A 13815-nucleotide genomic window follows, 5' to 3' on the forward strand; every position below is an offset into this window, starting at 1 on the left:
TCCCGGCCTTATTTTCTGCTGTAGCACGCGCCTAACACAAATTAGCCTGCCCGCCATACGTTTCCAGACAGTGTTTCATTTTTCCTCCATTTTTCCGGGGCAGGCGATAACTAAACTAGTATCATTTCGCCATTAGTATTCAATGAGACACCTATAACGATGAAAGGCAGTGTTACGTTTCGCCGCACCCTTATCGCGGTCGTAGTCATAGCGGTAGCGGGCGTAGCCTGGTACACGTTCGTTCATAAAGAGACCTCTTCTAATGCCAGCGCACAGGCCCCGCGCCAGGGCGCGCCGGGCGGCGGTCGCCATGGTATGCGCGGCGGCGCGCTGCCGCCGGTGCAGGCGGCAACGGCCACCCGTGAAGCCGTGCCGCGCTATCTCTCCGGGCTCGGCACCATTACCGCCGCCAATACCGTTACCGTGCGCAGCCGCGTTTCGGGCCAGCTTAAGGCTATCCATTTCCAGGAAGGGCAGCAGGTAAACGCGGGGGATTTACTGGCAGAGATCGATCCGAGCCAGTTTAAGGTGGCGCTGGCGCAGGCCGAGGGCCAACTGGCGAAGGACAAGGCGACGCTGGCGAATGCGCGTCGCGATCTCGCCCGTTATCAACAGTTATCCAAAACCAGCCTGGTCTCCCGTCAGGAGCTTGATACCCAGCAGGCGCAGGTGACGGAATCAGAAGGGACGGTGAAAGCCGATGAAGCCGCCGTTGCCAGCGCAAAGCTACAGCTGGACTGGAGCCGCATCACCGCCCCCATTTCCGGGCGCGTTGGCTTAAAACAGGTGGATGTCGGTAACCAAATCTCCAGCAGTGATACCACCGGCATTGTGGTGTTAACGCAAACGCACCCGATTGATTTGGTGTTTACCCTGCCGGAGAGCGAAATCGCCACCGTCGTCCAGGCGCAAAAAGCCGGTCAGCAGCTGGTAGTGGAAGCCTGGGATCGTACCAACAAACAGAAACTCAGTAGCGGCGCCCTATTAAGCCTCGATAACCAGATCGACACCACTACAGGCACCATCAAACTGAAAGCACGCTTTGATAATCAGGACGATGCGCTGTTCCCCAATCAGTTCGTTAATGCGCGAATGCTGGTGGCCACGCAGCAAGACGCGGTGGTCATCCCGGCCGCCGCGCTGCAAATGGGCAATGAAGGCAGCTTCGTTTGGGTAGTGAATGATAAAGACCAGGTCAGCAAACACATTGTGACGCCGGGCATTCAGGACAGCCAGAAAGTGGTGATTGCCGCCGGTTTGTCGGCGGGCGATCGCGTGGTGACCGACGGTATCGATCGTCTGACCGACGGCGCGAAAGTTGAAGTGGTGGAAGCAAAAAAAGTCAGCGACATCCCCGCTAAACGTGAACTCACGGCTAAAGGGGCGCACTCCTGATGCAGCTGTTACCGCCGGGCCGAACGGGCGGCCCTTCTCGTCTGTTTATTATGCGTCCGGTCGCCACCACGCTATTAATGGTGGCGATTCTGCTGGCCGGGATTATTGGCTATCGGTTCCTGCCGGTTTCCGCGCTGCCTGAAGTCGATTACCCGACCATTCAGGTGGTGACGCTCTACCCCGGTGCCAGCCCTGATGTGGTTACTTCGGCGATCACCGCACCGCTGGAGCGCCAGTTTGGTCAGATGTCCGGCCTAAAACAGATGTCGTCGCAAAGCTCCGGCGGCGCGTCGGTGGTGACGTTACAGTTCCAGCTTAGCCTGCCGCTGGATGTGGCCGAACAGGAAGTGCAGGCGGCGATGAACGCTGCCAACAGCCTGTTGCCGTCGGATCTGCCGAACCCACCGGTCTACAGCAAAGTGAACCCGGCGGATCCGCCGATTATGACCCTCGCCGTCACCTCTTCCGCCATGCCGATGACCCAGGTAGCAGATATGGTCGAAACGCGGGTGGCGCAGAAAATCTCGCAGGTTTCCGGCGTCGGCCTGGTTACCCTTTCCGGCGGCCAGCGCCCGGCGGTGCGCGTAAAACTCAATGCGCAGGCGATTGCCGCGCTGGGGCTGACCAGCGAAACTATTCGCAGCGCCATCACCAGTGCCAACGTCAACTCGGCGAAAGGCAGCCTCGACGGCCCAACGCGCGCGGTGACGCTGTCGGCCAACGATCAGATGCAGTCTGCCGAAGAGTATCGTCAGCTGATTATCGCCTATCAAAACGGTGCGCCGATCCGTCTGGGGGATATCGCCACCGTCGAACAGGGCGCGGAAAACAGCTGGCTTGGTGCCTGGGCCAATAAGCAGCAAGCGATAGTGTTGAACGTCCAGCGCCAGCCGGGGGCCAACATTATTGATACGGCGGACAATATCCGTACGCTGCTGCCACAGTTGAAGGAAAGCCTGCCGAAATCCGTCACGGTGCAGGTACTTTCCGATCGCACCACCAATATTCGCGCCTCGGTCAACGATACGCAGTTTGAGTTGATGCTGGCGATTGCGCTGGTGGTGATGATTATTTATGTTTTTCTGCGCAATATTCCGGCAACGATTATTCCCGGCGTTGCGGTGCCGCTGTCGCTGGTGGGTACGTTTGCGGCGATGGTGTTTCTCGATTTCTCCATTAACAACCTGACGCTGATGGCGCTGACCATTGCCACCGGCTTTGTGGTCGACGATGCGATTGTGGTCATTGAGAACATCTCGCGCTATATCGAAAAAGGCGAAAAACCGCTGGCCGCAGCGTTGAAAGGCGCCGGTGAGATTGGCTTTACCATTATTTCACTCACCTTCTCGCTGATCGCGGTACTGATCCCGCTGCTGTTTATGGGCGATATTGTCGGTCGCCTGTTCCGCGAGTTCGCCGTCACGCTGGCGATAGCTATCCTTATTTCCGCCGTGGTCTCGTTAACGCTGACGCCGATGATGTGCGCACGCATGCTTAGCGCCGAATCCTTACGCAAACAAAACCGCTTCTCGCGCGCCTCGGAGCGTTTTTTCGAGGGCGTGATTGCCGCCTACGGCAGGCTGCTCAGTAAAGTGCTGAACCATCCGTGGCTGACGCTGAGCGTGGCAGTCGGCACGCTGTTGTTATCGGTGTTACTGTGGGTGGTGATTCCGAAAGGCTTCTTCCCGGTACAGGATAACGGCATTATCCAGGGTACTTTGCAGGCACCGCAATCGGCCTCCTTCGCCAGCATGGCCGAGCGCCAACGCCAGGTTGCGGATATTATTCTGCGCGATCCGGCCGTGGAAAGCCTGACCTCGTTTGTCGGCGTCGATGGTACCAACCCGTCGCTGAACAGCGCGCGGCTGCAAATTAACCTCAAATCTCTCGACGATCGTGACGATCGCGTCCAGCCAGTGATTGAACGTTTGCAGCAGGCGGCGGCGAAAATACCCGGCGTCTCGCTATACCTGCAGCCGACGCAGGATTTAACCATTGATACCACCGTCAGCCGCACGCAGTATCAGTTCACCTTACAGGCAAATTCACTGGATGCCCTGAGTACCTGGGTGCCGCAGCTGGTGAGTAAACTGCAAGGACAGCCGCAGCTGGCGGATGTCAGCAGCGACTGGCAGGACAAAGGGCTGGTGGCGTATGTGAATGTCGATCGCGACAGCGCCAGCCGCCTTGGCATTTCGATGGCGGATGTTGATAACGCCCTGTATAACGCTTTTGGCCAAAGGCTTATCTCAACCATTTACACCCAGGCTAACCAGTATCGCGTGGTGCTGGAGCATGATACGGCGCAAACGCCGGGGCTGGCGGGGCTGGATAATATTCGCCTCACCAGCAGCGATGGCGGTATCGTCCCGCTGTCGTCTATCGCCAAAGTGGAGCAGCGCTATGCGCCGCTGAGCATTAATCATCTGGATCAGTTCCCGTCGACCACCATCTCGTTTAACGTCGCCGAAGGCTATTCCCTTGGCGATGCGGTACAGGCGGTAATGGACAGCGAAAAGACCCTTCACTTTCCGACGGATATCACCACCCAATTCCAGGGCAGCACGCTGGCATTCCAGGCGGCGCTGGGCAGCACTATCTGGCTGATTGTCGCGGCGGTGGCGGCGATGTATATCGTGCTCGGCGTGCTGTATGAGAGCTTTATCCACCCGATCACCATTCTGTCAACGCTGCCCACCGCCGGCGTTGGTGCGCTGCTGGCGCTGATGATTTCCGGTAGCGCGCTGGATGTGATTGCCATCATCGGCATTATTCTGCTTATCGGTATTGTGAAGAAAAACGCCATCATGATGATCGACTTTGCCCTCGCCGCCGAGCGCGAAGAGGGAATGTCGCCGCGCGATGCTATTTTCCAGGCCTGTTTACTGCGTTTTCGCCCGATCCTGATGACCACGCTGGCGGCGCTGCTCGGCGCGCTGCCGCTGATGCTCAGCACCGGCGTCGGCGCGGAGCTACGTCGCCCGCTGGGCATTGGCATGGTCGGCGGCCTGCTGGTCAGCCAGGTGCTGACGCTATTTACCACGCCGGTGATTTATCTGCTGTTTGACCGCCTGGCGCTGGCGGTGAAAAAGCGCTTCCCGCGCCGTGAAGAGGAGGCGTAAGTGAAGTTTTTCGCCCTCTTCATTTACCGCCCGGTGGCGACGATTCTGATTTCACTCGCCATTACCCTGTGCGGCATTCTCGGCTTCCGCCTGCTGCCTGTCGCCCCGCTACCGCAGGTCGATTTTCCGGTGATTATGGTCAGCGCCTCGCTGCCCGGCGCATCGCCGGAAACGATGGCCTCTTCCGTCGCTACGCCGCTGGAACGCTCATTGGGACGTATCGCCGGGGTCAATGAAATGACCTCATCGAGCTCCCTGGGCAGCACGCGCATAATTCTGGAATTTAAGTTCGATCGCGATATCAACGGCGCAGCGCGCGATGTGCAGGCGGCGATTAACGCCGCGCAAAACCTGTTACCAAGCGGTATGCCCAGCCGTCCGACCTACCGCAAGGCCAACCCGTCCGCTGCGCCAATCATGATCCTGACGCTAACGTCGGATACCTATTCCCAGGAGCAGCTGTACGACTTTGCTTCGACGAAGCTGGCGCAGACTATTGCGCAGATTGACGGCGTGGGCGACGTGGATGTCGGCGGCAGTTCCCTGCCTGCGGTGCGCGTGGATTTAAATCCGCAGGCGCTGTTCAACCAGGGCGTTTCGCTGGACGCGGTGCGCACGGCTATCAGCAATGCTAACGTGCGTAAACCGCAGGGCGCGCTGGAAGATGGCGCGCACCGCTGGCAGGTGCAAACCAATGACGAGCTGAAAACCGCCGCGCAATACCAGCCGCTGATTATCCATTACAAAAACGGCGCGGCGGTGCGCTTAAGCGATGTCGCCACGGTTAGCGACTCGGTGCAGGATCTGCGTAACGCCGGGATGACCAATGCGAAACCCGCCATCTTGCTGATGATCCGCAAGCTCCCCGAAGCCAATATTATTCAGACCGTCGACAGCATTCGCGCGCGCTTACCGGAACTGCAGCAGAACATTCCGGCGGCAATTGATTTGCAAATCGCTCAGGATCGCTCGCCGACCATTCGCGCGTCGCTGGCAGAGGTCGAAGAGACGCTGATTATCTCCGTGGCGTTGGTTATCCTCGTGGTGTTCCTGTTTTTGCGCTCGGGCCGCGCGACGCTGATTCCCGCCGTCGCCGTTCCCGTGTCGCTTATCGGCACCTTTGCCGCGATGTATTTATGCGGCTTTAGCCTCAATAACCTGTCGCTGATGGCGTTGACCATCGCCACGGGGTTTGTCGTCGATGACGCCATTGTGGTGCTGGAGAATATCTCCCGTCATCTTGAAGCGGGCGTTAAGCCGCTACAGGCGGCGCTGCAGGGTACGCGGGAAGTCGGCTTTACGGTGCTGTCAATGAGCCTGTCGCTGGTGGCGGTATTCCTGCCGCTGCTGCTAATGGCGGGGCTGCCGGGGCGTCTGCTGCGTGAGTTCGCCGTGACGCTTTCGGTGGCGATAGGCATTTCGCTGGTCATTTCTCTGACGCTGACGCCCATGATGTGCGGCTGGTTGTTAAAAGCCCACAAACCGCGCGAACGCCGCCGGGAACGAGGCGTTGGTCGGCTGCTGATCGCGCTCCAGCAACAGTATGCCCGCTCGCTAAAGTGGGCGCTGAACCACGCGCGGCTGGTAGGGCTGGTACTGCTGGGCACGATCGCGCTAAATATCTGGCTCTATATCTCGATTCCGAAAACCTTCTTCCCGGAGCAGGATACCGGCGTGCTGATGGGCGGTATTCAGGCCGATCAGAGCATTTCGTTCCAGGCGATGCGCGGCAAGCTGCAGGACTTTATGAAGATCATTCGCGACGATCCGGCGGTGGATAACGTCACCGGCTTTACCGGCGGTTCGCGGGTCAACAGCGGGATGATGTTTATTACCCTCAAGCCTCGCGATGTGCGTAATGCCACGGCACAACAGGTGATTGACCGTTTGCGCGGCAAGCTGGCAAAAGAGCCGGGCGCGAGCCTGTTTTTGATGGCCGTGCAGGATATTCGTGTCGGCGGACGCCAGGCCAACGCCAGCTACCAGTTCGCATTACTGTCGGACGATCTTAGCGCCCTGCGTGAATGGGAGCCTAAAATTCGCAAAGCGCTGGCCGCGTTGCCGGAGCTGACGGACGTTAACTCCGATCAGCAGGATAACGGCGCGGAGATGAATCTGGTCTACGATCGCGAAACGATGTCGCGCCTCGGTATCAGCGTCCAGGCGGCGAACAGCCTGTTGAATAACGCCTTTGGTCAACGGCAAATCTCCACCATTTACCAGCCGCTGAATCAATATAAAGTGGTGATGGAAGTCGACCGGCGCTATAGCCAGGATATTAGCGCGCTGGATAAGATGTACGTCATCAATAGCGAAGGCAAAACTATCCCGCTCTCCTATTTCGCCCGCTGGCAGCCGGCTAACGCGCCGCTGTCGGTCAACCATCAGGGGCTGTCGGCGGCCTCGACCATTGCCTTTAACTTAGCGACGGGAACCTCGCTGTCGCAGGCCAGCGACGCAATCAACCGCGCGATGACCCAGCTCGGTGTGCCTTCAAGCGTGCGCGGCAGCTTTGCCGGTACTGCGCAGGTATTCCAGCAGACGATGAACTCGCAGGTGATCCTGATTCTGGCGGCGATTGCCGCGGTCTATATTGTGCTGGGGATGCTGTACGAAAGTTATGTGCACCCGCTGACCATTCTCTCTACCCTCCCCTCAGCGGGCGTGGGCGCGCTGCTGGCGCTGGAGCTGTTTGGCGCGCCGTTCAGTTTGATCGCCTTAATTGGCATTATGCTGCTCATTGGTATCGTGAAGAAAAATGCGATTATGATGGTCGACTTCGCCCTCGAGGCGCAGCGCCAGGGGAATCTGAGCGCCGAAGAGGCCATATTCCAGGCCTGCCTGCTGCGTTTTCGCCCGATTATGATGACCACGCTGGCAGCTTTGTTTGGCGCGCTGCCGCTGGTTATCTCCGGCGGCGATGGTTCCGAACTGCGTCAGCCTCTCGGCATCACTATCGTGGGCGGGCTGGTGATGAGCCAGCTCCTGACGCTATACACTACGCCGGTGGTCTATCTCTTTTTCGACCGCCTGCGCCTGCGTTTTCGTCGACAGCAAACGGAGCCGGTAAGTGAATGAATGACCTGCCGAAAAATATCCGCTGGCAGCTATGGATCGTCGCGCTTGGCTTTTTTATGCAATCGCTGGATATCACCATTGTCAATACCGCCCTCCCGTCGATGGCGAAAAGCCTCGGAGAGAGCCCGCTGCATATGCATATGGTGGTGGTTGCCTATGTGCTGACGGTGGCGGTGATGCTGCCCGCCAGCGGCTGGCTGGCGGATCGGATCGGCGTGCGTAACATCTTCTTTGCCGCCATCGTGCTGTTCACCACCGGTTCGCTGTTTTGCGCCCAGGCCGCGACCCTCGATCATTTGGTGATGGCGCGCGTGCTGCAAGGGGTGGGCGGCGCGATGATGGTACCGGTCGGTAGACTAACGGTGCTGAAAATCGTCCCGCGGGATCAATATATGGCGGCGATGACCTTTGTCACCATTCCGGGGCAGATTGGCCCGCTGCTTGGCCCGGCCCTCGGCGGCGTGCTGGTGGAGTATGCCTCCTGGCACTGGATCTTCCTGATTAATCTGCCGGTGGGCATTGTGGGCGCCATAGCGACGCTGTGGCTGATGCCGAACTACACCTTACAAACTCGCCGTTTCGATATGGCGGGTTTTGTGCTGCTGGCCTGCGCAATGGCAACGTTGACGCTGGCCCTTGACGGTAATCGCGGACTGGGCCTCGCCAGCGGGCAGCTCATCGCGCTGATCGCCGTGGGCGTCGCGGCGATTCTCTTTTATCTGCTGCATGCCCGAGGCAACGACAGCGCGTTGTTTAACCTGCGCTTATTCCGTACGCGCTCTTTTTCGCTGGGTCTGGCGGGCAGCTTCGCCGGGCGTATCGGCAGCGGTATGCTGCCGTTTATGACGCCGGTGTTTTTGCAGATTGGCCTCGGTTTTTCGCCATTTCACGCCGGGCTGATGATGATGCCGATGGTGCTCGGCAGCATGGGCATGAAACGCATGGTGGTGCAGTTGGTTAACCGCTTTGGCTACCGGCGCTCGCTGGTTTACTCGACGCTTGGGCTGGCCGTCATTAGCCTGCTGTTTATGGCCACCGCCCTGCTCGGCTGGTTTTATCTGTTGCCGGTGGTGCTGTTCTGCCAGGGGATGATTAACTCCATCCGTTTCTCATCAATGAATACCCTGACGCTAAAAGATCTGCCCGATGAGCTGGCCAGCGGTGGCAACAGCTTGCTGTCAATGATCATGCAGTTGTCGATGAGTATTGGCGTCAGCGTTGCCGGGCTGCTGCTCGGCGCGTTTGGTCAGCAACATTTATCTGCCGACAGCGGTGTCGCACATCATCTGTTCCTGTATGTCTATCTCAGCATGGCGGCAATTATTGCCCTCCCGGCTGTTATCTTCGCCCGCGTTTCCAATGACGCCGGTCAGAACGTGGTGATTGCCCGCCGCAACAGGAGAACACCATGAAAATATGGCGGCCGGGGATTACGGCCAAACTGTTTCTGGCGATTTTGGCCACCTGTATCGTGCTGCTGATCACCATGCACTGGGCGGTGCGCATCAGCTTCGAACGCGGTTTTATTGATTACATCAAGCGCGGTAACGAACAGCGCCTGCAAATGTTAAGCGACTCGCTGGCCGAGCAGTATGCGCAAAATGGTAGCTGGCAGTTTCTGCGCAATAACAACCGGGTGATTTTCCAGATCCTGCGATCCTTCGAACGGGATAACGACCACGAAGGTGAACCGCCTGGCGGCCCGCGACGCGAAATGGACAGACACTCTCGGCCGGAAGGAGATAGCGATATGCCGCCGCGCCAGGCAGGGGAAATGGAGCGTGAACGCGGCCCGCAGGGCCCGCCGGAGATGCCGCCGCACGGCTGGCGCACGCAATTTTGGGTCATTGACCAGGGCGAGAACGTGCTGGTCGGTCCGCGTGCGCCGGTACCGCCGGATGGCACCCGCCGGGCGATTATTGTTAACAATGCCACCGTCGGCTGGGTGATCGCCTCGCCGATTGCGCGGCTGACGCGTAACACCGATATCAACTTTGACCGCCAGCAGCGGCGCACCAGCTGGCTGATTGTCGGTCTGGCCACGCTGCTTGCCGCGCTGGCAACCTTTCCGCTGGCGCGCGGTTTGCTGGCGCCGGTCAAACGGCTGGTTGACGGTACTCACCGGCTGGCCTCCGGCGATTTCTCCACCCGCGTTAACCCCGGCAGCCAGGATGAACTGGGCCGGCTGGCACGCGACTTTAATCAGCTTGCCAGTACCCTTGAGCGCAATCAGCAGATGCGACGCGATTTTATGGCAGATATCTCCCATGAATTACGCACGCCGCTAGCGGTACTGCGCGGCGAGCTGGAGGCGATTCAGGATGGCGTGCGCCAGTTTACCCCGGAGTCGGTAGCCTCATTGCAGGCGGAAGTCGCTACCCTGACCAAGTTAGTAAACGACCTGCATCAACTGTCGATGTCCGACGAAGGGGCGCTGGCGTACCAGAAATCACACGTCGATGTGGTGACGCTGGTGGAAATTGCCGCCGGCGCGTTTCGTGAGCGTTATACCAGCCGCAACGTAGCGCTGGTGCTGGAACTGCTACCGAGGGCCACGGTGTTTGGCGATCCCGATCGCCTGATGCAGTTATTTAATAACCTGCTTGAAAATAGCCTGCGCTACACCGATGCCGGGGGTAAAACCCTTATCCAGATGACCACCCGTGAAAACACGCTGGTGTTATGTTTTGCCGACAGCGCGCCGGGCGTCAATGACGAGCAGCTCAAACGCCTGTTTGAGCGTTTTTATCGTACGGAAAGCTCGCGCAACCGCGCCAGCGGCGGCTCCGGGCTGGGGCTGGCTATCTGTTTTAATATTGTGGAAGCGCACGGTGGCGCTATCCATGCGGGGCACTCGCCATACGGCGGGGTTAGCATTACAGTTGAATTACCGCTTGAACGCGAAAACACGAGAGATGTATGACTGAGTTACCGATTGATGAAAACACGCCACGCATCCTGGTTGTCGAAGACGAGCCGAAGCTGGGCCAGCTGTTGCTCGACTATCTGCGTGCGGCCAGCTACGCGCCGTCGCTGATAAGCCACGGCGATCGGGTTCTTGCATACGTGCGCCAGACCCCACCGGATCTGATCCTGCTGGATTTGATGCTTCCCGGTACGGACGGTTTAACCCTGTGTCGGGAGATCCGCCGCTTTTCCAACGTGCCGATAATTATGGTAACGGCGAAAATCGAAGAGATCGACCGCCTGCTGGGGCTGGAGATTGGTGCTGATGATTACATCTGCAAACCCTACAGCCCGCGTGAAGTGGTGGCGCGGGTGAAAACCATCCTTAGGCGCTGCAAACCGCAGCGCGAACTGCAGGCGCTGGACGCAGAAAGCCCGCTGATTGTCGATGAAGGGCGTTTCCAGGCCAGCTGGCATAACAAGCTTTTGGATCTGACCCCAGCCGAATTCCGCCTGCTGAAGACGCTTTCCAGCGAGCCGGGCAAAGTTTTCTCCCGCGAGCAGTTGCTTAACCATCTGTATGATGATTACCGCGTGGTGACCGACCGCACTATCGACAGCCATATTAAAAATCTGCGCCGCAAGCTGGAAACCCTCGACGAGGAGCAATCCTTTATTCGCGCGGTTTACGGCGTCGGCTACCGCTGGGAAGCCGACGCCTGCAAACTGGCGTAACGGATGTCGGGCGCAATGCCCGACACGGTTTTATTTACGCAATAGCCGCTGTAAACGCTGTTCCTGCCACTGGTTAATCAGCCGGGCAAAGACAAAGATTCGCAACCCTTTTACCGCAATTAACCCGCCCCAAATCGCGGCCACCCACAGCGACCAGTAACTTTGCGGCGAGAGGCTGCGATTAAGGAAAAACAGCACTACGCAGACCACCATCGCGCTGACCAGCGCACGCCAGAAACCGCCCTCGGCGGCGAGTCGCTCCCGCGCCGCATGGATGCGCTGATCCAGCCCCTCTTCCCCCGCTTCGCACTGGCCGGAAAGCGCCGTTACGCTGACGCCGAACACCGCCGCCAGCGCGCTTAAGGTCTCAAGGGAAGGCTGATCGCCGTTTTCTATTCGCTGTACCGTTCTGACGCTCAGCGCCGCCATCTCCGCCAGTTGTTCCTGTGACCAGGCGCGGGCCAGACGTAATGCTTTTACGTTATTCATTCTCTGTTCTCCTGTTAAATCCGGCCTGTAGTCTCTTGCAGACCCGCTGACTGCACCACGATCCCGACCTGACAGTAACCCGACAGCAGCCTGACAGCGCCCTCGGCCAGTATAAACCCGGCGACTGTTGTTTCGTTAACAATGACGCGATCCCCGGTATGATGACCGCCGTTTTTAGCGCGACGCAGTTTTTCGTCGCCACACGATAAGGAAAGGGGCAGTGAGGAAGTACGTTACGGCGCACTTAGGCTGCTGCTGGCGGCATTCACCTGCCGCGCCGATATAAGCGAAGCGCAGATGGCACTTACCTGCGCGTGGACTAACGCACGGGTTTACTCCCCCCGCGCGCGGCGCTACAATTCCCGCCCTAAATTTAAGGGATCTCCCCTACGGCCTCACTGCGGTGAGGCTATCTGACCTGTCATCAGAACGAGAACATCATGTTTAAACCGGAACTCCTCTCCCCGGCGGGAACGCTGAAGAATATGCGTTACGCTTTCGCCTATGGCGCAGATGCCGTCTACGCGGGCCAGCCGCGCTACTCCCTGCGCGTGCGCAATAACGAATTCAACCACGAAAATCTGCAAATCGGCATTAACGAAGCCCACGCGCTGGGTAAGCAGTTTTACGTGGTAGTGAATATTGCCCCGCATAACGCCAAGCTGAAAACGTTTATTCGCGACCTGCAGCCGGTGGTGGAGATGGGGCCGGATGCGCTGATTATGTCCGATCCGGGCCTGATCATGCTGGTGCGTGAACATTTCCCGCAGATGCCGATTCACCTTTCGGTACAGGCTAACGCCGTTAACTGGGCAACGGTGAAGTTTTGGCAGCAGATGGGTTTAAGCCGTGTGATCCTCTCCCGCGAACTGTCGCTGGAAGAGATTGCCGAGATCCGCGCCCAGGTGCCGGAGATGGAGATCGAGATTTTCGTTCATGGCGCGCTGTGCATGGCCTACTCCGGCCGCTGCCTGCTGTCGGGCTATATCAATAAGCGTGACCCGAACCAGGGAACCTGCACCAATGCCTGCCGCTGGGAGTACAACGTCCAGGAAGGGAAAGAGGACGCGGTAGGCAATATCGTGCATATCCAGGAGCCGATTCCGGTACAGAACATCGAACCAACCCTCGGCATCGGCGCACCGACGGATAAAGTGTTTATGATTGAAGAGGCGCAGCGTCCGGGCGAGTATATGACCGCTTTCGAAGACGAGCACGGCACCTATATCATGAACTCGAAAGATCTGCGCGCCATTGCCCATGTTGAACGTTTAACGCAGATGGGCGTGCATTCGCTGAAAATTGAAGGCCGCACCAAATCCTTCTACTACTGCGCGCGCACCGCGCAGGTCTATCGCAAAGCAATTGACGATGCCGCGGCGGGCAAGCCGTTTGATACCTCGCTGCTGGAGACGCTGGAAGGGCTGGCGCACCGTGGTTATACCGAAGGTTTCCTGCGCCGCCACACCCATGATGATTACCAGAATTATGAGTACGGTTACTCCGTCTCCGAGCGCCAGCAGTTTGTCGGTGAATTTACCGGCGAGCGTAACGGCGCGCTGGCGGCGGTGGCGGTGAAAAATAAGTTCTCCGTGGGCGACAGCCTGGAGCTGATGACGCCGCAGGGCAACGTTAATTTCACGCTGGAGCATATGGAAAACGCCAAAGGCGAAGCCATGCCGGTGGCCCCAGGAGATGGTTATACCGTCTGGCTGCCTGTACCGCAGGATATGGCACTGGAATATGCGTTATTGATGCGTAATTTCACCGGGCAATCAACGCGTAACCCGCACGCAAAGTAATTGAAGGGCGTTATTTTTTCGGCGCGAAATCTTAGAATCGGATCACATACCGTCCCGTTTAATACGGTTATTATCCATCTCGCTGAAAAACATAACCCATAAATGCTAGCTGTACCAGGAACCACCTCCTTAGCCTGCGTAATCTCCCTTACGCAGGCTGATTTTTTTGATACAACACCATGAAATAAAAGGAATTATTTCTGACAATGTCAACTCATTGACCACTCGTCGAAATCTAACTATCTGAGATCCGCGAAATGCGGGCCTTTCTTTTGCCATAAAAAAAC

General features: G+C 58.1%; 8 protein-coding genes. 7 read left to right on the top strand and 1 reads right to left on the bottom strand.

What is annotated here, in order from left to right; translation table 11 throughout:
* Positions 1 to 159: 159 nt before the first annotated feature.
* From RW65_RS20185 to baeR, 6 genes are read left to right on the top strand one after another with little or no spacing between them, the layout of a single operon-like run.
* A complete protein-coding gene (locus RW65_RS20185) occupies positions 160 to 1395 on the top strand; it encodes an MdtA/MuxA family multidrug efflux RND transporter periplasmic adaptor subunit (protein ID WP_039058623.1) in 1236 nt (411 codons plus the stop codon).
* Complete coding sequence (locus tag RW65_RS20190; RefSeq protein WP_039058624.1) at positions 1395 to 4517, top strand: MdtB/MuxB family multidrug efflux RND transporter permease subunit; 3123 nt, start codon at positions 1395 to 1397, stop codon at positions 4515 to 4517. Before RW65_RS20185 ends, RW65_RS20190 begins: the two co-directional genes overlap by 1 nt.
* Positions 4518 to 7595, top strand: a complete 3078-nt coding sequence (gene mdtC, locus RW65_RS20195) for a multidrug efflux RND transporter permease subunit MdtC (RefSeq protein ID WP_039058625.1) — start codon at positions 4518 to 4520, stop codon at positions 7593 to 7595.
* A complete protein-coding gene (locus tag RW65_RS20200; RefSeq protein ID WP_039058626.1) occupies positions 7592 to 9007 on the top strand; it encodes an MFS transporter in 1416 nt (471 codons plus the stop codon). Before mdtC ends, RW65_RS20200 begins: the two co-directional genes overlap by 4 nt.
* Positions 9004 to 10518 carry an envelope stress sensor histidine kinase BaeS gene (gene baeS / locus RW65_RS20205; RefSeq protein WP_039058627.1) on the top strand — a complete coding sequence of 505 codons (1515 nt, stop codon included), beginning with the start codon at positions 9004 to 9006 and terminating at the stop codon, positions 10516 to 10518. The genes RW65_RS20200 and baeS overlap by 4 nt, the downstream gene beginning before the upstream one ends.
* Positions 10515 to 11237: an envelope stress response regulator BaeR gene (gene baeR, locus RW65_RS20210; RefSeq protein WP_039058628.1), complete on the top strand. Its 723-nt coding sequence runs from the start codon at positions 10515 to 10517 to the stop codon at positions 11235 to 11237. Before baeS ends, baeR begins: the two co-directional genes overlap by 4 nt.
* 30 nt (positions 11238 to 11267) lie before the next feature.
* Here the strand turns inward: baeR and RW65_RS20215 are convergent, their stop codons facing one another.
* Positions 11268 to 11726, bottom strand: coding sequence for a helix-turn-helix domain-containing protein (locus tag RW65_RS20215; protein ID WP_039058629.1), 459 nt, complete (start codon positions 11724 to 11726; stop codon positions 11268 to 11270).
* A 440-nt stretch (positions 11727 to 12166) separates the two neighbouring features.
* On the opposite strand from RW65_RS20215, the gene trhP reads away from it, so the two are divergent.
* Positions 12167 to 13528, top strand: coding sequence for a prephenate-dependent tRNA uridine(34) hydroxylase TrhP (trhP, locus tag RW65_RS20220; RefSeq protein ID WP_039058630.1), 1362 nt, complete (start codon positions 12167 to 12169; stop codon positions 13526 to 13528).
* Positions 13529 to 13815 lie beyond the last annotated feature (287 nt).

It is taken from the genome of Enterobacter sp. Bisph1 (assembly GCF_000814905.1).
GTDB lineage: Bacteria > Pseudomonadota > Gammaproteobacteria > Enterobacterales > Enterobacteriaceae > Kosakonia.

Coding starts and splice junctions, on each gene's coding strand:
- baeS (WP_039058627.1), top strand. CDS start 9,004: ATGAAAATATGGCGGCCGGGGATTACGGCCAAACTGTTTCTGGCGATT.
- trhP (WP_039058630.1), top strand. CDS start 12,167: ATGTTTAAACCGGAACTCCTCTCCCCGGCGGGAACGCTGAAGAATATG.
- RW65_RS20190 (WP_039058624.1), top strand. CDS start 1,395: ATGCAGCTGTTACCGCCGGGCCGAACGGGCGGCCCTTCTCGTCTGTTT.
- RW65_RS20200 (WP_039058626.1), top strand. CDS start 7,592: ATGAATGACCTGCCGAAAAATATCCGCTGGCAGCTATGGATCGTCGCG.
- RW65_RS20215 (WP_039058629.1), bottom strand. CDS start 11,726: ATGAATAACGTAAAAGCATTACGTCTGGCCCGCGCCTGGTCACAGGAA.
- RW65_RS20185 (WP_039058623.1), top strand. CDS start 160: ATGAAAGGCAGTGTTACGTTTCGCCGCACCCTTATCGCGGTCGTAGTC.
- baeR (WP_039058628.1), top strand. CDS start 10,515: ATGACTGAGTTACCGATTGATGAAAACACGCCACGCATCCTGGTTGTC.